Here is a 22,694-nt window from a genome sequence, read left to right as displayed (position 1 = left end):
CCCTCACTCTCTCGGGGATCCTCCGTAGCGTGGGATCCAGTAGCCCATACCGAGGGCCGCGAGAGCCGCGACCGCACCCATCGACAATATCGCCGGCCCCAGCGCGGCGGCAGCGGTGACCGCGCTGATCAGCACCGGCCCCGCTCCGTTTCCGACATCGGCACACAGCCGCCACGCCCCGAGGAAGGTCGCACGGCTGCCCGCCGGTGAGATGTCCGATCCGATGGTCATGATGATGCCGCTGCCCATGCCGTTGCCCAGACCCATCACCATCGACACTGCCGCCAGCGTAGCCACGCTGTGCGTGAGCGGAAGGAGGACGTAGGACAGACCGAGTACCAGCATCGACGGCACGGCCACCCAGCGCCGCCCCAGCCGGTCCATGACCAGGCCGGCCGGATAGAAGAGCAGCATGTCGACAGCACCGGAGAGACCGAAGATCAGGCTCGTGGTGGCGGCATCCAGGCCGATGTGGTCGCCCCACAGGGGTATCACCACCTGACGCGATGCCCGGGCCGCCCCCACCAGGAGCGCGCCCATCCCCAAGGTACGCAGGACCGGCAGGTGCCGTCGGACCACGTCGAGCGTGCTCTCTCGCGAGACGTCGTGTCCTGAGCGGGGCGACGGACTGGGGACCGCGGGAAGCAGGACGAGCAGGCCGGCAGCCAGGACAGCCGTAGCGACGTGCACCCAGTAGCCGCCGTCGGTCCCCATGCCGCTCATGACCAGCGCACCGATGAACGGGCCTGCGAACATGCCGACCCGGTGCGTTCCGCCCAGCGTCGACAGTGCCCGGGCGCGCTGTGCGTACGGAATCACCTCGGTCAGGTAGGCGTGCCTGGCCAGTCCCCACACCGATGCGGCTGTTCCGACCATCCCGATACCGATGGCCAGCACCCATACCGAGTTCGCCATGATGCACAGCACCAGCGCGCCCACGGTTGCGGCGGCCGCCACGAGCATGGCCCGCTGCTCCCCGATCCGTACGGCGAGCATGCCCGCTGGCAGGTCGCCGATGATCTGGCCGACGCCCAGCATCGCCACCACAAGACTGGCCGTCGCTACCGAGGCGCCCAGCTCTCGTGCGGACAGCACGACCACCGGCGCTATGGCTCCCTGGCCGATGCCGAATAGTAGGGACGGCAGATATACCGACGGCCCGATGGACCAGAGGCTGACCTGTGCTGACATCGGCAAGTTAGCCCGCAGGCTAGGCGTCGATCTGTTCGCGATTCAGCTCGGCCGCACCGGCGATGATGAACTCCTTACGGGGTGCGACGTCGTTACCCATGAGCAGTTCGAATACCCGCTCGGCCGCCTCCGCGTCGGCGGCCGTGATCCGCCGCAGCCGCCGGTGACGTGGATCCATGGTGGTCTCGGCCAGCTGGTCGGGGTCCATCTCGCCGAGGCCCTTGTACCGTTGGGGGGGTTCCTTCCACCGCACACCCTTACGCTGCAACTCCAGCGACACGCGGTGCAGTTCCGCGTCGGTGTACGTGTAGATGTACTTGTCCTGTCCCTTCTTCGGGTTGATCAGCTCAAGACGGTGCAGTGGGGGCACTGCGGCGAACAGCCGGCCGGCCTCCACATAGGGCCGCATGTACCGGAAGAAGAGCGTGACGAGAAGCGTGCGGATGTGGGCGCCGTCGACGTCGGCGTCGCACATGAGGATCACCCGGCCGTAGCGGGCCTGGTCGATGTCGAACGTCCGGCCGCTTCCCGCTCCGAGCACCTGGATGATGGCGGCGCACTCGGCGTTCTTGAGCATGTCGCCCACGGACGCCTTCTGCACGTTGAGGATCTTCCCGCGGATCGGCAGCAATGCCTGGAACTCCGCGTCTCGGGCCGATCTGCCAGTGCCGAGAGCGGAGTCTCCCTCGACGATGAACAGTTCGGATCGATCGAGACTGTTCGAGCGGCAGTCGACCAGCTTGGTAGGCAGTGTGCTGGTCTCCAGCGCGTTCTTGCGCCGCACGGTCTCCTTGTGCAAGCGCGCCGCGACGCGTGCCTTAGCGGCTGAGACGACCTTCTCCAGCACGGCCGACGCCTGGGCCTTCTCGTTGCGTTTCGTGGAGGTGAGGAAGGCCTTGAGCTCACGTTCCACGACGCTGGCCACGATGCCGCGTACGGCAGACGTTCCGAGGACCTCCTTGGTCTGCCCCTCGAATTGCGGCTCGTCCAGGCGAACAGTGACGACCGAGGTGAGCCCCTCGAGCACATCGTCCTTCTCGATCTTGTCGTTGCCGGCCTTCAGCCGGCGGCTGTTCGCCTTGATCTGATCGCGCATCACCTTGATCAGGCCCTGCTCGAAGCCCGCGACGTGGGTTCCGCCCTTGGGCGTGGAGATCACGTTGACGAACGAACGGGAGATCGAGTCGTAGCCGGTGTCCCACCGCAAGGCGATATCGACCTCACAGGTGCGTTCGGTGTCCTTGGAGATCAGCTGGCCGTCGTCGTCAAGGACTGGGACTGTCTCCCGGAAGGTGGCCGAACCGGTGAGCCGCAGGACATCTGTGACCGACGCGCCCGGGCTGAGATACTCCACGAACTCACTGATGCCGCCGTCGTGGCGGAACTTCTCCTCCACCGGTGTCTCGCCACGCTCGTCTCGAACCACGAGTTCCAAGCCCGGAATGAGATACGACGTCTGCCGCGCCCTGGAGACGAGCTCATCCCAGGTATACGTGGCGTCACGCAGGAAGATCTGCCGGTCTGCCCAGAACCGCACGCGGGTTCCCGAGGCACGCTTGGCGACCTTACCGGTGACGCGAAGCTCAGAATGGTCGGTGAACGGCTCGAACGGAGCCTCGGGGCCGTCCCCGCCGTACAGACCCGGCTCACCGCGGCGAAATGACATGGCATGGGTCTTGCCCGCGCGATCCACCTCGACATCGAGCCGGCCCGAAAGCGCGTTCACGACGCTGGCGCCCACTCCGTGCAGCCCACCGGTGGCCGCATACGACCCGCCGCCGAACTTACCGCCGGCGTGCAGCTTCGTGAAGACCACCTCGACGCCGGACAGGCCGGACTTGGTGTGCATGTCGACCGGAATGCCCCGGCCGTTGTCCCGGACCTCGGCGGATCCGTCCGCGCGCAGCACCACATCCACCCGGTTGCAATAACCCGCCAGCGCCTCGTCCACGGCGTTGTCGATGATCTCCCACAGGCAGTGCATCAGGCCCCGGGCGTCGGTGGAGCCGATATACATGCCGGGCCTCTTGCGAACCGCTTCCAGTCCTTCGAGGACCGACAGATGACGCGCGGTGTAGTCGCTGCCTCGGCTGCTGGCGGTCTGCCGGTTCACGGGGCGGCTCCTCCTTGCACTGCTTCTGGCGTGTCGGTCACGCCGGCTCTGCCAGCATAGGCCGGGCGACCGACGGGTCCGCAGCGCCACGCCCTGAGTGCCACCCGGCTGGGCGTGAGTGCTGCCGTCACCAGGTGAGCGCGATGACGCACGTCCATCTGCTTGAAATGTGAGACGAACGGTGTCACTATATGGACAGTTGGCGATGAGGCCGGCACCCGGTGATGGCGTCCGTTTCTCCACCCGAGAAGAAGGATGTCCTGACCTGTGACCAGCGTCACTCGGAATTCTGTACGCGCAGAGCGAACCCGCCCGTGGGGGCATACCGGGAACGCATCCGGGTGATTACATGTTGGTACGGATGCAAGACACGACCACCCGCCACAGCGAGTGGCCCCACGATCAGGAAGGTGCGCGACGTGACGACTACTCTCGCGACCAAGCCGTTGAACGCCGCTGACCGCTGCGACAGCTGCGGAGCCCAGGCCTACATCCGTGCGATGCTCGACCAGGGCGAGTTGCTGTTCTGCGGCCACCACGGCCGCAAGTTCGAGGCCAAGCTACGTCCCATCGCGCTTGAATGGCACGACGAGACCGCGCGTCTCACAGCGCCGAGCGAACCCGCGTCCTAAATTCAGCCAAGCCCAGCTTCCCTGCCCGCGGCGCCACGGCGTCGCGGGCAGGACTCTAGGTAGCCCAAAACCCGGCTGCCGCCGACCAGGGAACCGCCAGGACCACCACGACGATCTTCACGGCGCACTGACCAGTGTCTTTGCACCAGCAATCTGCCCCACGGCGATCGTCACGGCCGGTGTGGGCCGCGTCGTGTGGCTATGTGCCGTCCGCAGTCCCGATTCTTCCCACGACCGGTTCCACGACTCACGACGCCCAGCATCCCGCGGCCGGAACTCACACGACACCACGCACACGCGGGTCTGAGCGAGCGAACCGACATCGTCCCACCAATAGCCCGGATAATGTCGGTGTGTGCCGACGCGCCGATGAAGAACCCTACCTCACCCCTTGCGGCGCAGCACAAACGCCATGACGACGCCGGCCAGGGCGCCGAAGAGGTGACCTTGCCAGGAGATGCCCGGCTGGCCCGGCAGCACTCCCACGACGATCCCGCCGTACATGACGACGACGAGGATGGACACGACGAGGCTCAGCAGGCGGCGGGTGAGAACACCCCAGGCGACGAGGAACGCCGCGAAGCCGTAGACGAGCCCGCTGGCTCCGATGTGATTGGTATTGGCCGCTGCCACCAGCCAGGTGCCCAATCCTCCCAGGAGCGCCACACCGATGGTGACCGGCCAGAACTTTCTGGTGGTGAGCGCTATGAGACTGCCGAGTACCAGAAACGCGCCGGTGTTGGCGATCAGATGGTCGAAGCCGCCGTGGAGGAAGGGCGCGCTGACAATGCCTGCGAGCCCCTCCGCACTGCGCGGACGGATACCGTACTGGTCGAGATCGACGCCAGGAAGCTGGTCGACGATCTCCTGTCCCCACATCAGGGCGATCATGCCGATCACGGGGATCAGCTGAGCTAGCGGCGAGGAACGTCGGCGCTCGATCTCTGCGGGCGGACTCACGCTCGGCTCACCTCTCCCCGATCTGCGATGGACGCCGGCCGGCCTGCGTTGTCTGCTCGCGACACGAGAGGAGAGAGACAGGTCTAGTCGAGGTAGTCCCGCAGAACCTGCGAACGCGACGGGTGCCTGAGCTTGCTCATGGTCTTGCTCTCTATCTGCCGGATCCGCTCGCGCGTGACGCCATAGACCTTGCCGATCTCGTCCAGGGTTTTCGGCTGCCCGTCGGTCAGGCCGAAACGCATGGAGACGACCCCGGCCTCACGTTCGGACAGGGTGTCCAGCACGGCGTGCAGCTGCTCCTGGAGCAACGTGAACGACACAGCTTCCGCGGGCACGATCGCCTCGGAGTCTTCGATGAGATCTCCGAACTCGCTGTCACCGTCCTCACCGAGCGGGGTGTGCAGGGAGATGGGTTCGCGCCCGTACTTCTGGACCTCGACGACCTTCTCCGGCGTCATGTCCAGCTCTTTGGCCAGCTCCTCCGGTGTGGGCTCGCGCCCCAGGTCCTGGAGCATCTGGCGCTGAACCCGGGCGAGCTTGTTGATGACCTCGACCATATGGACCGGAATGCGGATGGTCCGGGCCTGGTCGGCCATGGCCCGGGTGATCGCCTGCCGGATCCACCACGTGGCGTAAGTGGAGAACTTGTACCCCTTCGTGTAGTCGAATTTCTCGACCGCACGGATCAGTCCGAGGTTGCCTTCCTGGATCAGGTCGAGGAAGAGCATGCCCCGGCCGGTGTAACGCTTGGCTAGCGAGACGACGAGTCGCAGGTTCGCTTCGAGCAGATGATTCTTGGCGCGCCGGCCGTCTTCGGCGATCCACGACAGCTCGCTGACCAGCTTCTGATCGGTGGTGCCGGACTCGTTGGCGATCTTCTCCTCGGCGAACAGGCCGGCTTCGATGCGCTTCGCGAGCTCGACTTCCTGCTCGGCGTTGAGCAGCGGGACCTTGCCGATCTGCTTCAGATAGTCCTTCACCGGGTCGGCCGTCGCACCGGCGACGACCACCTGCTGCTCGGGCTCGTCGGTGTCGTCGTCCTCGGACAGGACGAAGCCTTCGTCGGTCAGCTCGCTGGGATCCGGCTCATCGGCGCCCGGTGCCGCCTGCGGCGAACCGGGTGCGACCTCCGCGGTCTCCGCCGCGCCGCGCTTGCCGCCCTTGCGCCCGCGGGCGGGCTTGGTCTTGGTAGCAGCCGCCTTGGCTGTGGAAACCGCTGGAGCGGCCTCGGAGGGCTCGTCTTGAACTGCCGCCGCCGGAGTCTTCTTCACCGCAGTCTTCACAGATCCCTCGCTCTTCTCCGGTGCCTGCTGGCCTGTACTCTCGGCCGCCGTCTCGGCCTGGTGCGCTGGTGTGGATGCCGTCGCCGTGGTGCGACGAGCCGCAGCGGCCACCACACGCTTCCGTGAACGGGTCCGCGAGTCGGCAGCTGCAATCTCGACAGTAATACCTGTTGACTTCAAATGCTCGACGACGATGCGGCTCTCTTTCATCGCGAGGTTCGCCTCCTCGCAAGCCACGCGCACATCCTGGGCGTTCACCGATCCGGACTCCCGGCCTCGAGTCACAAGCTCTTGGACGGGCGGTAGCTCGAAGATCCGGGCGTACTTGGAACGGGACGGGCTAGGCGACACGAACAACCTCTCGTCGTTTGGGGGGCAGACGATCAAGACACGCAACACAACATTCTGACACGAAGCACGCTTCCCGTCCCGCCCCACACATCGGGGCACGGGCCGTGGCGTAGCTCACAGCCCCGTCCACCGTAGCGCGAGAACCGTGACGTCGTCCGATGGGCCGGGCATGCGAAGCCGCTCGACCATCGCGTCGAGCATCGTATCCAATGGCTCCCGCCGATGCTCGTCCAAACAGCTCAGCAGCTCGGCGACGCCTTCTTCGACCCCGCGCGACCTGCTCTCCACCAGGCCGTCGGTGAAGGCGAGCAGGATCTCACCGGGAGCCAGCGCGATGCCACGGCTCAGCCGGGCCTCCCCGACCCCGATGGGCGTGGTGTCGGAGCCACCGTCGACGAGCTCGAGCTCGCCGTCGAGGGGCACCCGCACCATGGGCAGATGTCCCGCGTCACCGAGCCGGACACGCCCGTCCGACGGATCGATGACCAGGTAGACCACCGTGGCCATCTCTACCGAGCCACCGCCCTCCACCAGGCGGTCCAGGCCTTCGAGGACCGCTCCCGGGTCGGCGTCGCCCAGCGCTAGCGCACGGAGCGCGGCGCGGAGCTGACCCATGCCGGACGCGGCGGACAAGCCGTGTCCCATCACGTCGCCGACGACGACCGAGACGGTTCCGTCCGGCAGTTCGAAAGCGTCGTACCAGTCGCCGCCCACGGCGTCCGCGGACCCGGGCACACTCCGTGCGGCCAGCTCGAGGCCCTCGATGCGGGGTAGCACTGGAGGCATCAAGCCCTCGGTCAGGGAGGCCGTCGCGGTGCGTTCCTGTTCGAACAGCCGAGCTCGTTCGAATGCCACGGAGCATTGCTGGGCGACTGCCCTGAGGAACCGGCAGGCCTCCGATGCGAACTCCTGTTCCTCATCGAAGCCGAAGCGCACGGCGCCGATCCGGCCGGAATCGGTGGACAAGGCCAGCACGGCCCAGGAACGCTCCTCCGTTTGGTCGAGGAAGGCGCCGAAGCGCTCGTCCGGGAACTCCTCGCGCGCTTGTTCACGCGAGGGCAGGAAGAGCGGCCATCCGGTACGCAGCACTTCCGACATGGGTGTCACGGCTCGGTCCGGCCATCGCGACACGTACGGTCCGTCGAGCTCAAGGTCGGTATCCCCGACCAGGACGACCGACGTCCACCGCGCGCCGACGGTGGCCCGGCCGATGACCGACACAGCGGCGGCCACCTCCTGTACGGTCACGGCCTCGGCCAGCTCCTCGGCGACTTCCAGGAGTCGCGCGTTGCGAGCCCGGCTGTGCCGCAGGGCGGAAAGCGCACTGCGCTGCGAGGTGTCGTCGACCACGAACATAGCCACCTCGCGCCGGTCGCCCTCGTCCACCAGGTACCACGTGGACCGCAAGTAGGTCACCGCTCCGCTCGCGTTCGGCACCGCGGGCTCGTCGGCCTTCACGGTCTCGCCGGTGCGCAGCACACGATCGATCATCGCTTCGGTATGCGCGGACAAGGCACCCGGAAGGACGTCCGACGGCCGCCTGCCGAGGTGGTCCGCGATGGTCTTGCCGGACCGCTCGGCGAGAAACGCGTTCACCGCGAGGTAACGGTACTGGTCGTCGAACACGGCGAAGCCCACGGGCGCGTCGGCTCCGGCCAAGGCTCCGAGCAGCCGTTGTGCATCTGCTGGCCGCACGGGCCTTCCCCTTTGCTCTTGTGGCGGCACGGCACCGACCCCCACGTGTTCTCCGTCAACGGGTGTTGCCGCAGACCCGCGCGTCCTGTCGTCGCCCGATGGACCCCGCATCGAGCTCCTCCTCAGGCTGGCTGGACGAGACCGCCTCGCCCGTATGGTCGTGCCGCTATCCGCGCGACCTCTGCTTCTGCTTTGCTTCCCTCTTGAACGCACGCACCTGAGCGAGCGTCTCAGCGTCCACGACGTCCGCGATGGACCGTGTGGAGCCGTCCTCGCCGTATGCGCCCGCAGCTTGCCGCCACCCGTCGGGCCGTACGTCGAATTGCTTGCCCAGCAGTGCCACGAGGATACGCGCTTTCTGGTCGCCATAGCCGGGTAGGGCCTTCACCCGCTTGAGTAATTCGGCTCCGGAGGTCGCATCCCGCCATATCGCGCTCGCGTCACCGCCCCAGTGCTCCGCGACGTGGGCCGCGAGCGCCTGCACACGACCAGCCATCGAGCCCGGGAACCTGTGCACGGCGGGCTTCTGCGCCATCAGCGCGGCGAACGACTCCGCCTCATGCCCGGCGATGGCCACGGGGTCCAGCGTGTCGACGCCGAGCCGCTCGGCGATGGTGGCCGGGCCTGCGAAAGCCCATTCCATGGGGATCTGCTGATCGAGGAGCATGCCGACGAGCAAGGCGAACGGATCGCGTTCCAGAAGCGCATCCGCGGCCGGGTCTCCTGCCAGGTGCAACCGTGTCATCACGCGCCCCCCTGGTCCGCCGCGTCGTCGGCCTTCACCGCGAGCACCGGACACGGGGCGTCGAGGAGAATCCGCTGCGCGTTGCTACCCAGGATCAGCTTGCCCACGGGGCTTCGCCGGCGCAGCCCGATGACGATGAAGTCCGCGGCCGTCTCGGCGGCGACCGAGATGAGGTCCTCGGCGACGTCGGCACCCCGCGCCAGCTGGCGGACCTCGGCCTCGATTCCTGCATCGGCGAGCTCCTTGCGCGCGACCTCGAGCTGCGCGTCCTCCGTCTCGACCTCGCCGTCGGCCAGATCGCGGCCGCTGCGTTCGGAGTGGACGACCACGAGGCGCGCCCCGCGCAGCTTCGCTTCCTCCGCCGCGCGCCGCAACGCGGCACGACCCTCCGGTTTGGGGATGTATCCCACAACGATCGCGGTCATCGCCTCTCGCCTTCCTTCGGTCGACACTGGCCTGCGGCGTGATCGAGACTAACGCGAGCCGGGTGGATTCGGACACGTCACACCCGTTCGTGGCAGGATTAGAACGTGCGTGCGGCATCGAGCAAGGCGGGCGCGGAGTGACCACGCGCCGCGATCCGACCGTGCTGCACCTTGATCTGGACGCCTTCTTCGCCGCGGTCGAGCAGCGCGACAAACCGTCGTTGCGTGGGCGCCCGGTCGTCGTCGGCGGACTCGGGCCGCGCGGTGTAGTGTCCACAGCGTCGTACGAGGCCCGTGAGTACGGCGTCCGTTCGGCCATGCCGATATCCGAGGCCAGGGCACGCTGCCCGCACGCGGCCTACCTCGGTGGGCGCTTCCCGGCCTACCGAGCCGTCAGCCGGGTGGTCATGGACCAGTTGCACACGCTCTCGCCCCTGGTGGAGCCGCTCTCGCTCGATGAGGCGTTCGTCGACCTGGCGGCCGGGAGCGACGCGCCGTTGCCCGCTGACGCGGTCCGTGCCCTCGGTGAGCGGCTGCGTTCCACCATTCGTGAGCGCACCGGTTTGACCGCCAGCGTCGGCGCCGCCACGTCCAAGACGCTCGCGAAGATCGCCTCCGAGATGGCCAAGCCGGATGGCCTGGTGATCGTCGAGCCCGGCCGCGAGATCGACGTCTTGCATCCGCTTCCGGTGCGTGCCCTGCCGGGCGTCGGCCCGGCCACCGCCGCGAGGGTGGCCCGGCTTGGTGTGCGCACCGTCGGCGACCTGGCCCGGATCACCGAGGCCGAGCTCATCGACCTCCTCGGAGAGTCGCACGGGCGGTCATTGTTCCATCTCGCGCATGGACGCGACGAGCGGCGGGTCAGCTCCGAGCGAGCCTCGAAGTCGATCAGCGTGGAGGATACCTTCGACCGCGACATCACCGATCCCGCGCTCCTGACCGCTCTGGTCACCCGGATGGCGGAGAAGGTGACCGAGCGCCTCGTGCGCGCGGGACATTCTGGGCGCACCATCACGCTCAAAGCCCGTCTGCACGACTTCACCACCTACTCCCGGTCGGCTACGCTCCCCGGACCCACGGACGATGCCCGGGCGGTGGTCAGGCTCGCTGTTCAACTGCTCCAGGAGATCGACACGTCCAATGGCATCCGGCTCCTCGGCGTGGGGGTGTCAGGACTGTCCGACTGGGTTCAGGACGACCTCTTCGCGGCGGTCCACGACGCCGGCACGGGCGACCCGAGACCGGGCGAGGAAGACCTCGACGCCGCCGTCCACGCCGAACGGCGCTGGGTTCCCGGCATGGACGTCGTCCACGCCGTGCACGGCGCCGGCTGGGTGTGGGGCAGCGGGCTGAGCCGGGTGACCGTGAGGTTCGAGTCCGCCGGTACACCGCCAGGTCCGGTCCGTACGTTCGCCTCCGACGACGCCGACTTGTCGCCCGCCGAATGGCCCGAGATGTCCGACGAAGCCGGCGCCCCGCCGGCGTCCTAGTGCATCGTATGGAGTCACGAGACGGCGCGACACGCTGATCTCTCAGGCGTTTCTCACGTCGGCGGTGCAAACTTGCAGCATGGACGTTCTCGTCGTCGACGACGACCCCTCGGTACGCGAATCACTGCGTCGTTCACTGTCGTTCAACGGCTACCAGGTATGCATCGCCGAGGACGGCGAGGACGCGCTGAAGAAGATCAGCACTGCCCAGCCTGACGCCGTCGTTCTCGACGTCATGATGCCCCGCCTGGACGGCCTGGCCACCTGTCGCGCGCTGCGCGCCTCAGGCAATGACGTTCCCATCCTGATGCTGACCGCCCGGGACGAGGTGTCCGACCGAGTCTCCGGTCTGGACGCGGGTGCGGATGACTACCTGCCGAAGCCGTTCGCCCTCGAGGAGTTGCTGGCCCGCATCCGTGCTCTCCTGCGCCGGGCGACGCCGGCAGGCGCGCCCGAGTCGGCCGGCCTCCGGCTGGGTAACCTCGAGCTCGACCCGGTCACCCGTGACGTGCGTCGTGGTGACCGCGTCGTTCGGCTCACCCGCACCGAGTTCTCCCTCCTGGAGTTGCTGCTCCGCCACCCCCGGCAGGTGCTCACTCGTGAGCGGATCCTGGAGGAGGTCTGGGGTTACGACTTCCCCACCACCGCGAACTCGCTCGAGGTCTACATCGGGTATCTGCGCCGCAAGACCGAATCCGACGGTGAGCCTCGCCTGATCCACACGGTGCGCGGCGTGGGCTACGTGGCCCGGGAAGATCCGCCGTGACCGTATCCGCGCCGCCACCGCCTCCCCCTCCGTCGTCCACCGAGTCCCCGCGCCAGGACGGTCATGCCTCCCGGGGGACGCTCCGCCGCGTCTCGCTTCGGACCCGTGTCGGAGCGCTGGCAGCCCTCAGCGTCGGCCTCGCCGTGACGCTGACCGCGCTGGCCGCGTACCTCACCGTGTCCACACAGCTGACCCGGAGCGTCGACGAGAACCTCATCGAGCGCGCTCACGACGTGGTCTCGTCCTCGCTGGGTGATCGGTCCACGATCGACACGGTACCGGCGGACGCATTGCTCGCGGTCGGTATCCGGCTGGCGATCGTCTTCTCCGAAGGAGAGCAAGTCACCGCGTGGGTGGCCGGCGGTGAGGAGAACGCGCCACCGCTGGAGGAGCCCGAGCTCGCGGTCGCCCAGGGTGCCGACCAGCTCAGCGTGCGGACCGCCAGTCTGGGGGGCGAGGCGTACCGAGTGGTCGCCGTTCCCGCCGGGAGCGGGTTCGCGCTGGTACTGAGCCAGTCGACGGAACAGACGGAGAAGACACTGGACCGCCTTCAGGTGGTATCGATGGTTGTCGGCGGCATCGGCATTGTCGTGGCCGCCTGGGCCGGCGTGTCGATCGCCCAGGCGGGACTGCGGCCGGTGCGCAGGCTCACCGAGGCGGCGGAGCATGTCACCCGTACGCAGCGCCTGGATCCCATCGAGGTGGAGGGGAACGACGAGATCGCGCGCCTCGCGCACGCGTTCAACGCCATGCTGGCAGCGCTCGACGAGGCTCGCTCACGCCAAGCCCGGCTGGTTGCCGACGCTGGCCACGAGCTGCGCACCCCGCTGACGAGCATGCGGACCAACCTCGACCTGCTGGCGCAGAGCGATCGGGAAGGCGGATTGCACCCCGACGAGCGGGCCCAGATCATCGCCGACGTCCGAGCCCAGGCCGAGGAGCTCTCGCAACTGATGGGCGACCTCGTCGAACTGTCTCGAGAAGACCCGCCGCAGGCGTCCCGGGAGCGCGTGGACTTCGCCGACGTGATCCGCGATGCGCTGGTCCGAGTGCGGCGGCGCGCACCCGGCGTGGTGTTCTCCGCTGACCTGCGGCCCTGGCCGGTCGACGGCGACGCCCGGCTGCTCGGCCGCGCCGTCACCAACCTTCTCGACAATGCCGCCAAGTACAGCCCGCGCCACGGTACGGTCTCAGTCACCCTCCGCGACGGCACGCTGGAGGTCAGGGATGAGGGACCCGGCATCGCCGACGAAGACCTGCCGTATGTGTTCGAGCGCTTCTACCGCTCCAAAGAGGCGCGAGGCCGCCCCGGCTCCGGCCTGGGCCTGGCGATCGTCCGGGCCGCTGCCGTGCGCCACGGCGGCGCCGTGCACGCGGATCGCAACCCCGATGGAGGCGCCCGGCTGACGATGTCGGTGCCGGCCGCTTCTTCGCAGTGATTAGGCCAAATCTCAGGTTGTTTTCAGCGTTCCGGGAAACAGTAATCTCATGAACGAGACACCTCACGGCACCACCCGGCTGCCCTCCAGCTCTGAGACTGCCAGCTCTTCTGCTCCGCCACCGCCACCAGGCACGCCGCGCCCAGGTGAGACCGGCTGGTCGGCTGGTCCCGGTGCGCCCGGGTCGTCCTCTCCATGGCAGAGCAGGGCAGCGCACACGGGCACCGGGAACCCGTCGATGTCACCGGATCCACACAGGGAGCCCGGCGGCGCTGTGCCCCCGGCTGAAACCGCCGTCTTCGCGGCACCCGCGAGCACGCCACCGGAGAAGAAGGCCGGCCGCGGGCGGATGCTGCTCGCCGGCCTGGCCATCGGCGCCGTTCTCGGCGGCGGTTCCGGCGCGGCGGCGTATTCGTGGCTCGACGAAGACTCCCCCGCCTCCCAGGAAGGCGTGCAGAGCAGCCTGACGCCGAACAACGGCACGCCGGCGGGATCGACCGACTCTCCCCGGGGCGGCGTTGAGGCCGTAGCCGAACAAGTGCTGCCCAGCGTCGTCTCGATCACCGTGGGCGGTCAGATGGGCGCCAGCGGGACCGGCACCGGTGTCATCATCTCCTCCGACGGCGAGATCCTGACCAACAACCACGTCGTGGCCGCCGGTGGCCCGGGCAGCGCCCTGCAGGTCACGTTCAGCGACGGGACCACCGCCGAAGCCGAGATCATCGGAACCGATCCTCTGACCGATCTTGCGGTCATCCAGGCTCAGGACGTGGAGGGAGTCACCCCGGCGGCGCTGGGCAACTCCGCGGACCTGGCGGTGGGCGAGCAGGTCGTCGCGATCGGTTCTCCGCTCGGTCTGGAAGGAACGGTGACGAGCGGCATCATCTCGGCGCTGGAGCGGCCGATCATCACCGGCGAGGACCAGAGTTCCCAGACCTTCATCGACGCCATCCAGACCGACGCGCCGATCAACCGGGGCAACTCCGGCGGTCCGCTCGTCAACATGGCGGGTGAGGTGGTCGGCATCAACAGCGCGATCGCCACCTCCGGCATGGACACCGGCTCGATCGGCTTGGGCTTCTCCATCCCTGTCGATCAGGCCAGGCCCATCGCCGAGGAGCTCCTCGAGACCGGTTCAGCCACACATGCACGGATCGGCATAGGCGTGGACACCCCGCGCGACGGCACGCGCGGCGCGCTGGTCCGTGAGGTCGAGCCCGGCGGCAGCGCGGCCGAAGCCGGCCTGCAAGAGGGTGACATCATCACCAAGCTCAACGATCGTGTTGTCACCGACCACATCACACTGATCGCGGCCGCTCGTTCCTACCGTCCCGGTGACGAGGTCACACTCACCTACGTCCGCGACGGTGCGGAGAACACCGCGGAGATCACCCTCGGAAGCGACGCCGACGCGACGTGATCGCGGATGCCGGCCGTCCGCGGACGAGCACCGCGTGCCCGAGTGTCCCGTCAACCAGGTCTTCTTTCCGGTCAGGGAACCTGGTTCGCAGACACTAGGCGGTTGTCAGTGGTCACAGGCAGACTTGGCGCATGCTGTTCGTAGAAGTGGCTGACACGTCACAGGCGGTCGCGCAGGCCGGGGGCCGGCTGCGCAAGACGGCCCTCCTCGCGGCATGCCTGGAGCGGGCCGCGCCGCAGGAGGCCGAGGTCACCGCCAGCTATCTCGCCGGCGAGCTTCGGCAACGCCGCACCGGACTCGGTTACGCGGCACTGCGCGCCGCTCCCGGCCCGGCGACGGAGCCGGTGCTCACGGTGCTCGACGTCCACCACGAGCTCGATCGCATCTCGGCCCTGGCAGGTCCGGGGTCCACGACGGCCAAGCGCGCGGCCTTCCACGCGCTCATGAGCAAGGCCACGGCCAGCGAGCAGCGCCTGCTCGGTGGTCTGATCACCGGCGAGGTGCGCCAGGGAGCGCTCGACGGCGTGCTCACCGAGGCTGTGGCCGAGGCGGCCGGCGTGCCGTCCCGAGACATCCGGCGCGCGGTGATGATGGCGGGGGCGCTCGTCCCGGTGGCGGCCGCCGTGCTGGCCGATGGCGCCGCCGGACTCGAGCGCTTCCGCCTGACTGTCGGGTCGCCGTTGCGCCCGATGCTCGCGTCGCCCTCGACCGGACTGGCCGAGGCGCTCGAGCAGGCAGGCGAGGCCGGCATCGAGTGGAAGATCGACGGCGTCCGGGTACAGGTGCACCGGAGCGGCGACGACGTCGGGGTCTTCACCCGCACACTCGATGACATCACGGCTCGGGTACCCGAGATAGTCGAATCCGCCCGCGCGCTCCCCCGCAGTCCGTTCGTGCTCGACGGGGAGGCCATCGCGCTCGACGTCACCGGCCGGCCGCTCCCATTCCAGCGCACATCCTCGCGGATCGGACACCGTACAGACGTGGTCCACGCCCGGGCCGAGACGCCCCTGTCGGTCTTCTATTTCGATTGTCTCCACGCCGAAGGAGACGATCTCGAGGGTGCATCGGCGCGGGACCGGTGGGACGTGCTGGCCGAGCTCGCGCCGGTGTCGCAGAGGGTGCCCCGGATCGTCACGGCCGACGTCACCGAGGCCCAGGCGTTTCTTGACGACGCCCTCGGCCACGGCCACGAAGGCGTCGTCGTCAAATCTCTCTCGGCGCCCTACGAAGCCGGCCGCCGCGGCGCCAGCTGGCTCAAGGTGAAGCCGCGGCACACTCTCGACCTGGTCGTACTGGCCGCAGAATGGGGACACGGGCGCCGGCAGGGCTGGCTCTCCAACCTCCATCTGGGAGCACGTGATCCCGACGGTGAGTACGGCCCGCCCGGCGGCTTCGTCATGCTCGGCAAGACCTTCAAGGGCCTGACCGACCAGATCCTGACGTGGCAGACCGAGCAGCTCCAACGCCTCGCCACCGGCTCCACCCGCGAATGGTCAGTCCCGGTACGTCCCGAACTCGTCGTCGAGATCGCCTTCGACGGCGTCCAGACGTCACCGAGATACCCTGCGGGGCTCGCGCTTCGCTTCGCCCGGGTGTTGCGGTACCGCCAGGACAAACCGGCAGACGAGGCCGACACGATCGCCTCAGTGCGACGCCTAGCGCCGTGGCTGACCAGCTGAGCGCCACGAGATCAGGCGTCCCATGCCGCCCAGACGGCCGCTGTCTAGGCGCTGCCCCGGTGGGCGCGCTCCAGCCGCTCCACGCCCTCGGCCAGCACGTCCACGCCCGTGTGGTCCGACGACGTCAGCAGCAGGCCGGCCGCCTCCCACATCGCGATATGGATGGCTTCCACGGTCTGAGTATCCGGATCTTCCAGGTTCTTGCCGGCCTCCTTGGGAAGCGCCCCTTCTAGAGCCGACGCCGCTTCCACCAACCGGCTCCACGATTTCGACGCGTAACGCCCGACGACCACACGCAGGCGATCCTCGTCGCTGAGGAGAGCGGAACGCTGCCGCTCCACCGCGTATCCGGCCGCGAAGCCGCCCGCTACCGCGCCGGCTATCGCGCCGAGGAGCACCGCAATGATCATTCCCCATGGACCGGCGCCGGCGAGCGCGACGCCAACGGCTGCCACGACACCAAGCGCGGCAGCACCTGACACCAAGCCGATGACGTGATGTCTTTGCAGCCCGAAACCCACCGCGCGCACAACCGGCGCGGGATCCTTCAGCGTCTCCATCACCTGATCGAGCGTGTCGCCGGCCGCATCAGGCCGGAGGACGACGAAGGTCTCGGCGACCGCCCTGCCTGACGTGGCCGCGTGGCTGGGCCGACCAGATGTCCATCGCATGGCACCCCACCTGCGACGCTCGATGACATTCGGCAACCAGCTGCCGCGCTGCGAGTTCAACTGCTCGTCGACGATGCGCTGCTGCTCTTCCCACGCCTGCGACCACTCCCGTTCCCTCATCGCCGTCAGCGGGTGCGGTCGGGTCATCTGCATTCTCTTTCCCCATCATGGTCATGGTTGATCTGCGTGACGTTGATCTGTTCCCCCACATCAGATGCGTAGAAGCCTACTCTCACCCCCTTGCGCTGTTCATCACGCCAGCCGAAATAGTGACCGAAGCGTGCACAAAGAGATCACATTCCTCACGAATTATCTGTTCTGTCTCTCACACTCCGGACAGCACGCCCCGATGCCGTCTCACACGATCGTCGTCACGTGGCCGGTGTGACATAGGGTGCACGTGCCGGCGGCCGGTCGAGGCACTACCGTGAAGAGGTGCTCCGGTATCTCCTGACACCTCGCTGGATCGCGGCGCATGTCGCGTTCATACTGGCCATCGCGTTCTGTATCTACGCGGGCTGGTGGCAGTTCGGCGCCTATGAAGACAGCCATGGCCGCCACGCCGATCGCGACCGCGAGCCGGTGCTGGTTCAGGAGCTGATCGGTCCGGACGAGCCCATCGACGCCGCGGCGGATCGCGCGGTGCGTGCTGAGGGCAGATACATGGCCGAACTCCAGCACCTCGTCCCCGGCCGTATCCGCGACGGCGTCCTCGGCTGGTATGTCCTGACGCCGTTGCGGTCCGACGACGGCACCGTGATCCCGGTGGTGCGCGGCTGGGTGATGGAACCCGAGACAGCGCAGGAACCCGCGAGCACGCGTGTCGCGATCACTGGTCACGTCCTGCCGCCCGAAACCCCGGAACACGCCACGGTACGCAGCGGTCAAGTCCTCGAGCCGGACGAGCTCGCCTACATCGCGCCGGCGCGCGTCGCCGAGGCCACGGGCCTGCCGGCAGGCGAAACCGTCCGCGGATACCTCCTGCTGAACTCGCAGGTTCCGCCGGCCGGGGATGTGGAAGAGCTGGACGTGGATGACGTTGCCCCGATCCGCAACGTCAATCCGTGGCAGAACTTCTCGTACGGGGCACAGTGGTGGGTTTTCGCCGCGGCGGCGCTGGTGTTCTGGGCCTCCGCGATGCGCGCTTCGATTCGTTCACGTCGCCGCGCCACGAATGAGCAGGACGCGAGCGTCAGCGAACCCGGGCTTCCTCGCGTGCCTTCCTGACGACGTACCGCTCGGCGAAGAACGAGGCGAGCGGGATGGTTCCCGCCGCGGCGATGAGAACCGCGCGGGTGCCCTTCCACCCTCGCTGGTACACCAACAGGCCGGCAGCCACCAGATACACGACATAGAGCCATCCGTGAATCGGCGAAACGATCTGGCTCATGCTCGGATTATCCGGGGGTCCGTAGCGCACGAACATCGCCACACACAGCACGAGCAGGAACACACCCGTGGCATAGGCCATCACCCGATAGAAAGGAAGCGCGTCTCGCTGCACTCATCGAGCCTAACTCTGCGCATGGCAGGCGCCGGCGCCGGGCCTGTCAGCTCTCGATGTCATCTGGTGGGTCCGCCTCGGACAGATACCGCTCGAACTCGGCACCGATCTCATCCGCTGTAGGCATGGCCTTCAACTCCGCAACGAGGCTGCCCCGCGACTCGCCACCGTCGAACGCGTCGTACTGAGTCTCCAGCGCCTCCACCACTCGCGCCACCTGTTCGTTGCCCGCTACCTGTTCGCTCACCATCTGCTCAGCCTTCTCCGAAGCGTCCACGAGGGCCCCGACGGGCAGCAGGAGGCCGGTGACCGAACTCACCGAGCGAAGCATGCTGACCGATGCCTGGGGATACTCGGATTCGGCGAGATAGTGCGGAACTCTCGCGATCAAGCCGACGGCGTCGTACCCGGCCTCGGCCAAGCGGTACTGGAGGAGCGAACCTGCGCTACCCGGGACCCGGATCTCCATGTCCAGAAGTTGATCTTCCGGCACCAGGCCGTCCCGGCTGGCATAGGCACTGATCCCGATGGGACGCGTATGGGGCGTGGCAGTGGGGATCCCGTGGAACCCGACGGTGAGCCGCACACCGAACCGGTCCACCAGTTCCTTCACGGCAGCCACGAAGGCCTCCCACATCACGTCCGGCTCCGGCCCGGACAGCAGCAGGAACGGGGCGCCGACGTCGTCGTGAAGCAGCCGAAGACTGAGATCCGGCTGCTCGTAGCCGGTGAAGCTGCCGTTGGCGAAGTACATCTCAGGCCGGCGAGCCCGGTAGTCCACCAGCCGATCGGTGTCGAACCGCGCCAGTACCTGGGCTCCGGTGCTGTCCACGAGGTGATCGACGGCGCCGCCGCCAGCACGCCCGGCATCCACGAACCCGCTCAGGTTGTACAGGAGCACCGGAGAGTCCAGTTCCGGCGCATCGTCGGCTAGCACATAAAGCGAATCCGGCATATCGGCCACTTCCTCAATAGGCACAGACACTGTCTTGGCTATGCCTCTACAACACCGTCACGTACTCCGAGCTTCCCGTGAGCGTCCCTCAGGTCCCGGAAACAGGCCGTGGACACTCACCGGAGATCCAGCGGCTCACGGTACGGCAAACCGAGAAGAACGCACACAACCCCGAGGAACGCCTCGGCGTCGCGCATCAGTTCATCGGCTTCCCGTGGTGTTACGGCGCCATGCAGTCCGGCCTGAGCGGCAGCGCGCTTCCCGGCGTTGGCGGCGAAGAATGCCGACCACTCGGTGAGTTCGGGCATGACCGAGGGCAGAAGCTCCCAGACATTGCGAGGCCCGTGTCCACGCCGGCGCCCCGTGACCCCACGCGGGCGCCGCACAGCCGGGTGCGCGCGTGCCGCGAGCACAGCCGCCGCGGCACGCAGCGCCGCCAAATGCGCGGCCGCGAAACGTTCGTTGGCCTCGCTGGCCGAAGCCGCCTCGGCCAGGCACGAGCGCGCATGGTCGATCAGATCGAGCGTCGCGTGCCCCGTGGGCGGACGCACCCTGCGAACAACCTCCGGACGCTCTGCATGTGCCTTGATGACCTGCTCGTATTGTGCCGTCATTGGATCCCTCCCAGACCAGTATCGAACGACTGTTCGACTGCTCTTCAAGGTAGCACCCCGCACCGACAGACCGTCAAGACTGGTCTATGCTCACCCACCGTGGCACGAGTAGTTGTCGTCGGAGCTGGGATCGCGGGCCTGTCGGTCGCCGCTCGGCTGTCCGATTTCGGACACATAGTCACGGTTCTGGAACGTAACACCGAGCCGGGCGGACAGATCGGCACCGAAGTCATCGACGGCGTATCAGTCGATACCGGTCCCACCACGCTGACCCTCCCGGCCGTGTTCCGGGACCTGTTCCGCAAGACTGGCCGGCCACTCGAACGCGAGGTCGAACTCGTTCCGGTCGACCCGGCCGTTCGATACGTGTTCCCTGACGGGGAGTGCCTGGATCTGCCGAATGCGAGCAGGGCGGCCACCACCGCCGTGATCGACGGCGCGTTCGGCCCCGGCGCCGGGCGTCAATGGGATCAGCTGATCCGGGATGCCGAGGCCATGTGGCAGCTGATCCGCCCGCGGCTGCTCGACCGCAGCCCATCGGCCCGCGACCTGATCTGGCTCGCGCTCAACCCGCAAGCGCGTAAGGTCCTGCACCGCGGCAGCAGCCTGCGCGATTTCGGCGCACGCCACCTCGAAGACCCCCGGCTACGGCTGGTGCTGGATTCCTACGCCACCTCGTTGGGCGGCAGCCCGGAACGTACCCCCGCGGCGCTGGCCGTCCTCGCATACCTCGAACAGACCTTCGGCACGTGGACGGTTCGGGGAGGCCTGCACACCCTCGTGAAGGCGCTTGTCCAGCGGATCACCGACCGCGGCGGCGTGCTCCGGCTGGGTGCCTCGGCCACCCGGATCGAATCGGGAAGCAGATCCGTCAAGGGCGTCGTCCTCGACGACGGCGAAGTGCTGAAGGCCGACGTCGTCGTCTCGACAGTTCCGCCTGGTCATCTCGAGCTGGACGAACTGAGGGCGCGGCGCTGGACCACGGCGCCCACGGAGGGGCGTTCCGTGTTCACCGTGCTGCTCTCCCTACGCTCGCAGCCCGCGCTGCCACCCAGAAGCGTCCTGCTCACCGAGGACGGACCCAACGTCACGCTGGCGCACCGGGGCGACAAAGCACCAGGGGATTCCGGGGCCATCGCGTTGCACGCCGACTGCTCCGCCCACGATCCCGGCGCCAAGCTGACGGACTGGACCGAGCGCGGCACGGCCGAGACACACGCTCAGCAGCTCCTCGGCCTGGCCGCCGCCCGCGGTGTGGACCTCAACGAGCACATAAAAAGCACCCGACTGCGCACTCCGTACGATCTCGAGCAGGAAGTCGGCGCTCCCGGCGGCCGGGTGTACGGCACGCCATGGCACGGCGGGAGCTCCATCCGCCGACGCCTGACCAACCGGTCGCCCGTCCACGGGCTCTTCTTCGCCGGTGCCAGTGCGCATCCAGGACCCGGCCTGCCCATGGCGGCGATCTCCGCCGCGCTCGTCGCGGACCTCGTCGGCCGCGCCTAGGGGTCGCTTCGTTGTGAAGGGGTCGGGGAGGGTTCTTCGGGCGTCGCACGCAGTGGGCGGTGAAGCATGCCCACAGCGTGCTCTTAGCGTGCCCGCAGAACCTTCCCCGACCCCTTCTCTGCCTCTGCCGCCGTCGGGCGACGTACTTGGGCCCACGGACGTGGGCGTGCGATGTGCTTCGCGGGTCCGACGAGCTCTTAAAGTGCCGGCAGAACCTACCCGCCAGCCCTCCCGAGCTCGCAACCTTACCGGCCGCGGCGGCGCGTCTTCATGAGGAGATCAGGCGGGGGTGAGGGTGGCGCCCAGGCCGAGGTTCTGGTAGATCTCACGGGTGGCGGTGGAGCGGTTCAACGTGATGAAATGCAAGCCCGGAGCGTCTTCGGCGATCAGCCGCTCGCACATCTCGGTGGCGACCTCCACACCGATGGCCCGCACAGCATCCTTGTCGTCCTCGACGGCACGCAGTCGCTCGGCGAGCGCATCCGGGAACCTCGCGCCAGACAGCTCGGCGAATCGCTCGATCTGCTTCACGTTGGTGACCGGCATGATGCCGGGAATGATCGGTTTCGTTCCACCGGCGGCGTCGACGCGGTCACGAAGCCGCAGGTAGTCGTCGACATCGAAGAACATCTGTGTGATGGCGAAGTCCGCTCCCGCGCGGAACTTGTCCACCAGGAACCGGACGTCGGCGGCTTGGTCAGGCGAACGCGGGTGCTTCTCCGGGAACGCGGCCACGCCGACACAGAAGTCGCCTACAGACTTCACCAGACGCACCAGCTCCTCGGTGAACGTGAACCCCTCAGGGTGCGCCTCCCACTCGCCGAGCGGGTTTCCTGGAGGGTCACCGCGCAGCGCAAGGATGTTACAGATTCCGGCATCCGCGTACTGGCCGATGACGTGCCGCAGCTCCGCTACGGAGTGGTTGACGGCCGTCAAGTGGCCCATCGCGGTCAACGTGGTGTCGAGGGCAAGCTGCCCCGTTACTCTGACGGTCGACTCGCGGGTGGTCCCACCCGCGCCGTACGTCACCGAGACGAAGGTCGGCTGTAGCCGCTCCAGCTCCCGGATAGTCCGCCAGAACAGCACCTCAGCGGCGTCCGTCTTCGGCGCGAAGAACTCGAAAGAGTAGGACCGCTCTCCTGCGGCCAGCAGCTCTCGGATGGTCGTCGGGCGTCCTTGTGTGGTCGTCGGCAATCCTTGAGACATATCGTCACGATAGCGGACCATCCATGATCCGAACACGGCATCTCAG

The 22,694-nt window shown here is 67.8% G+C and carries 20 protein-coding genes; 8 read left to right on the top strand and 12 right to left on the bottom strand.

Annotated features, from left to right (window positions below):
• Positions 1-3 precede the first annotated feature (3 nt).
• Together G1H11_RS19810 and G1H11_RS19805 are read right to left on the bottom strand one after the other, a co-directional pair.
• Positions 4-1,191, bottom strand: a complete 1,188-nt coding sequence (locus tag G1H11_RS19810) for an MFS transporter (RefSeq protein ID WP_163820328.1) — start codon at positions 1,189-1,191, stop codon at positions 4-6.
• A gap of 19 nt (positions 1,192-1,210) precedes the next feature.
• Positions 1,211-3,304: a DNA gyrase/topoisomerase IV subunit B gene (locus tag G1H11_RS19805; protein ID WP_343074889.1), complete on the bottom strand. Its 2,094-nt coding sequence runs from the start codon at positions 3,302-3,304 to the stop codon at positions 1,211-1,213.
• Positions 3,305-3,723: 419 nt separating this feature from the next.
• On the opposite strand from G1H11_RS19805, the gene G1H11_RS19800 reads away from it, so the two are divergent.
• Positions 3,724-3,936: a DUF7455 domain-containing protein gene (locus G1H11_RS19800; RefSeq protein WP_281352465.1), complete on the top strand. Its 213-nt coding sequence runs from the start codon at positions 3,724-3,726 to the stop codon at positions 3,934-3,936.
• Positions 3,937-4,320: 384 nt separating this feature from the next.
• On the opposite strand, the gene G1H11_RS19795 is transcribed toward G1H11_RS19800, so the two are convergent.
• The 5 genes from G1H11_RS19795 to G1H11_RS19775 all read right to left on the bottom strand — a co-directional run bounded on the left by G1H11_RS19795 (position 4,321) and on the right by G1H11_RS19775 (position 9,395).
• Positions 4,321-4,896 (bottom strand): rhomboid family intramembrane serine protease, encoded by a 576-nt coding sequence (locus G1H11_RS19795; RefSeq protein ID WP_216843949.1) that lies wholly within the window; start codon positions 4,894-4,896, stop codon positions 4,321-4,323.
• A gap of 83 nt (positions 4,897-4,979) precedes the next feature.
• Positions 4,980-6,536, bottom strand: coding sequence for an RNA polymerase sigma factor (locus tag G1H11_RS27185; protein WP_425501264.1), 1,557 nt, complete (start codon positions 6,534-6,536; stop codon positions 4,980-4,982).
• Between the two features lie 108 nt (positions 6,537-6,644).
• Entirely contained in the window at positions 6,645-8,225 is a 1,581-nt protein-coding gene (locus G1H11_RS19785; protein WP_163820326.1) for a SpoIIE family protein phosphatase, read from the bottom strand.
• Between the two features lie 166 nt (positions 8,226-8,391).
• Positions 8,392-8,973, bottom strand: coding sequence for an HhH-GPD-type base excision DNA repair protein (locus G1H11_RS19780; protein WP_163820325.1), 582 nt, complete (start codon positions 8,971-8,973; stop codon positions 8,392-8,394).
• The gene (locus tag G1H11_RS19775; RefSeq protein WP_163820324.1) at positions 8,970-9,395 is read right to left on the bottom strand and encodes a universal stress protein; all 426 of its coding nucleotides are present in this window, start codon (positions 9,393-9,395) and stop codon (positions 8,970-8,972) included. Before G1H11_RS19775 ends, G1H11_RS19780 begins: the two co-directional genes overlap by 4 nt.
• Before the next feature lie 38 nt (positions 9,396-9,433).
• Here G1H11_RS19775 and G1H11_RS19770 point away from each other — a divergent pair, with 38 nt between their 5' ends.
• The 5 genes from G1H11_RS19770 (at position 9,434) to G1H11_RS19750 (ending at position 16,192) form a co-directional block, all read left to right on the top strand.
• Complete coding sequence (locus tag G1H11_RS19770; RefSeq protein WP_216843948.1) at positions 9,434-10,885, top strand: DNA polymerase IV; 1,452 nt, start codon at positions 9,434-9,436, stop codon at positions 10,883-10,885.
• Between the two features lie 79 nt (positions 10,886-10,964).
• Positions 10,965-11,651, top strand: a complete 687-nt coding sequence (locus G1H11_RS19765; RefSeq protein ID WP_163820323.1) for a response regulator transcription factor — start codon at positions 10,965-10,967, stop codon at positions 11,649-11,651.
• A complete protein-coding gene (locus G1H11_RS27180) occupies positions 11,648-13,090 on the top strand; it encodes an ATP-binding protein (RefSeq protein WP_163820322.1) in 1,443 nt (480 codons plus the stop codon). Before G1H11_RS19765 ends, G1H11_RS27180 begins: the two co-directional genes overlap by 4 nt.
• Before the next feature lie 274 nt (positions 13,091-13,364).
• On the top strand, positions 13,365-14,510 hold the full coding sequence (locus G1H11_RS19755) for a trypsin-like peptidase domain-containing protein (RefSeq protein ID WP_163820321.1): 1,146 nt from the start codon (positions 13,365-13,367) through the stop codon (positions 14,508-14,510).
• Between the two features lie 131 nt (positions 14,511-14,641).
• Positions 14,642-16,192, top strand: a complete 1,551-nt coding sequence (locus G1H11_RS19750) for an ATP-dependent DNA ligase (RefSeq protein WP_163820320.1) — start codon at positions 14,642-14,644, stop codon at positions 16,190-16,192.
• Between the two features lie 44 nt (positions 16,193-16,236).
• On the opposite strand, the gene G1H11_RS19745 is transcribed toward G1H11_RS19750, so the two are convergent.
• Entirely contained in the window at positions 16,237-17,010 is a 774-nt protein-coding gene (locus tag G1H11_RS19745; protein ID WP_163820319.1) for a hypothetical protein, read from the bottom strand.
• Positions 17,011-17,298: 288 nt separating this feature from the next.
• Here G1H11_RS19745 and G1H11_RS19740 point away from each other — a divergent pair, with 288 nt between their 5' ends.
• Positions 17,299-18,090, top strand: coding sequence for an SURF1 family cytochrome oxidase biogenesis protein (locus G1H11_RS19740; RefSeq protein ID WP_163820318.1), 792 nt, complete (start codon positions 17,299-17,301; stop codon positions 18,088-18,090).
• Here the strand turns inward: G1H11_RS19740 and G1H11_RS19735 are convergent.
• The 3 genes from G1H11_RS19735 to G1H11_RS19725 form a co-directional block, all read right to left on the bottom strand.
• Positions 18,056-18,367, bottom strand: a complete 312-nt coding sequence (locus G1H11_RS19735; protein WP_216843947.1) for a DUF3817 domain-containing protein — start codon at positions 18,365-18,367, stop codon at positions 18,056-18,058. The genes G1H11_RS19740 and G1H11_RS19735 overlap by 35 nt on opposite strands.
• A 46-nt stretch (positions 18,368-18,413) precedes the next feature.
• A complete protein-coding gene (locus tag G1H11_RS19730; protein ID WP_163820317.1) occupies positions 18,414-19,322 on the bottom strand; it encodes a proteasome assembly chaperone family protein in 909 nt (302 codons plus the stop codon).
• Between the two features lie 116 nt (positions 19,323-19,438).
• Positions 19,439-19,936 (bottom strand): SAV_6107 family HEPN domain-containing protein, encoded by a 498-nt coding sequence (locus G1H11_RS19725; protein WP_163820316.1) that lies wholly within the window; start codon positions 19,934-19,936, stop codon positions 19,439-19,441.
• A 99-nt stretch (positions 19,937-20,035) separates the two neighbouring features.
• On the opposite strand from G1H11_RS19725, the gene G1H11_RS19720 reads away from it, so the two are divergent.
• A complete protein-coding gene (locus G1H11_RS19720; protein WP_163820315.1) occupies positions 20,036-21,442 on the top strand; it encodes an FAD-dependent oxidoreductase in 1,407 nt (468 codons plus the stop codon).
• 279 nt (positions 21,443-21,721) lie between these two features.
• Here G1H11_RS19720 and metF read toward each other — a convergent pair whose 3' ends face one another.
• Entirely contained in the window at positions 21,722-22,648 is a 927-nt protein-coding gene (gene metF, locus G1H11_RS19715) for a methylenetetrahydrofolate reductase [NAD(P)H] (protein ID WP_163820314.1), read from the bottom strand.
• Positions 22,649-22,694: the final 46 nt, after the last annotated feature.

It is taken from the genome of Phytoactinopolyspora alkaliphila, assembly GCF_010550695.1.
GTDB classification, from domain to species: Bacteria; Actinomycetota; Actinomycetes; order Jiangellales; family Jiangellaceae; genus Phytoactinopolyspora; species Phytoactinopolyspora alkaliphila.
The sequence above is the reverse complement of the archived record's forward strand: the minus strand, read 5'-3'. Positions and strand labels throughout refer to the sequence as shown.

Coding starts and splice junctions, on each gene's coding strand:
- G1H11_RS19810 (WP_163820328.1), bottom strand. CDS start 1,191: ATGTCAGCACAGGTCAGCCTCTGGTCCATCGGGCCGTCGGTATATCTG.
- G1H11_RS19775 (WP_163820324.1), bottom strand. CDS start 9,395: ATGACCGCGATCGTTGTGGGATACATCCCCAAACCGGAGGGTCGTGCC.
- G1H11_RS19765 (WP_163820323.1), top strand. CDS start 10,965: ATGGACGTTCTCGTCGTCGACGACGACCCCTCGGTACGCGAATCACTG.
- G1H11_RS19750 (WP_163820320.1), top strand. CDS start 14,642: ATGCTGTTCGTAGAAGTGGCTGACACGTCACAGGCGGTCGCGCAGGCC.
- G1H11_RS19745 (WP_163820319.1), bottom strand. CDS start 17,010: ATGACCCGACCGCACCCGCTGACGGCGATGAGGGAACGGGAGTGGTCG.
- G1H11_RS19730 (WP_163820317.1), bottom strand. CDS start 19,322: ATGCCGGATTCGCTTTATGTGCTAGCCGACGATGCGCCGGAACTGGAC.
- G1H11_RS19725 (WP_163820316.1), bottom strand. CDS start 19,936: ATGACGGCACAATACGAGCAGGTCATCAAGGCACATGCAGAGCGTCCG.
- metF (WP_163820314.1), bottom strand. CDS start 22,648: ATGTCTCAAGGATTGCCGACGACCACACAAGGACGCCCGACGACCATC.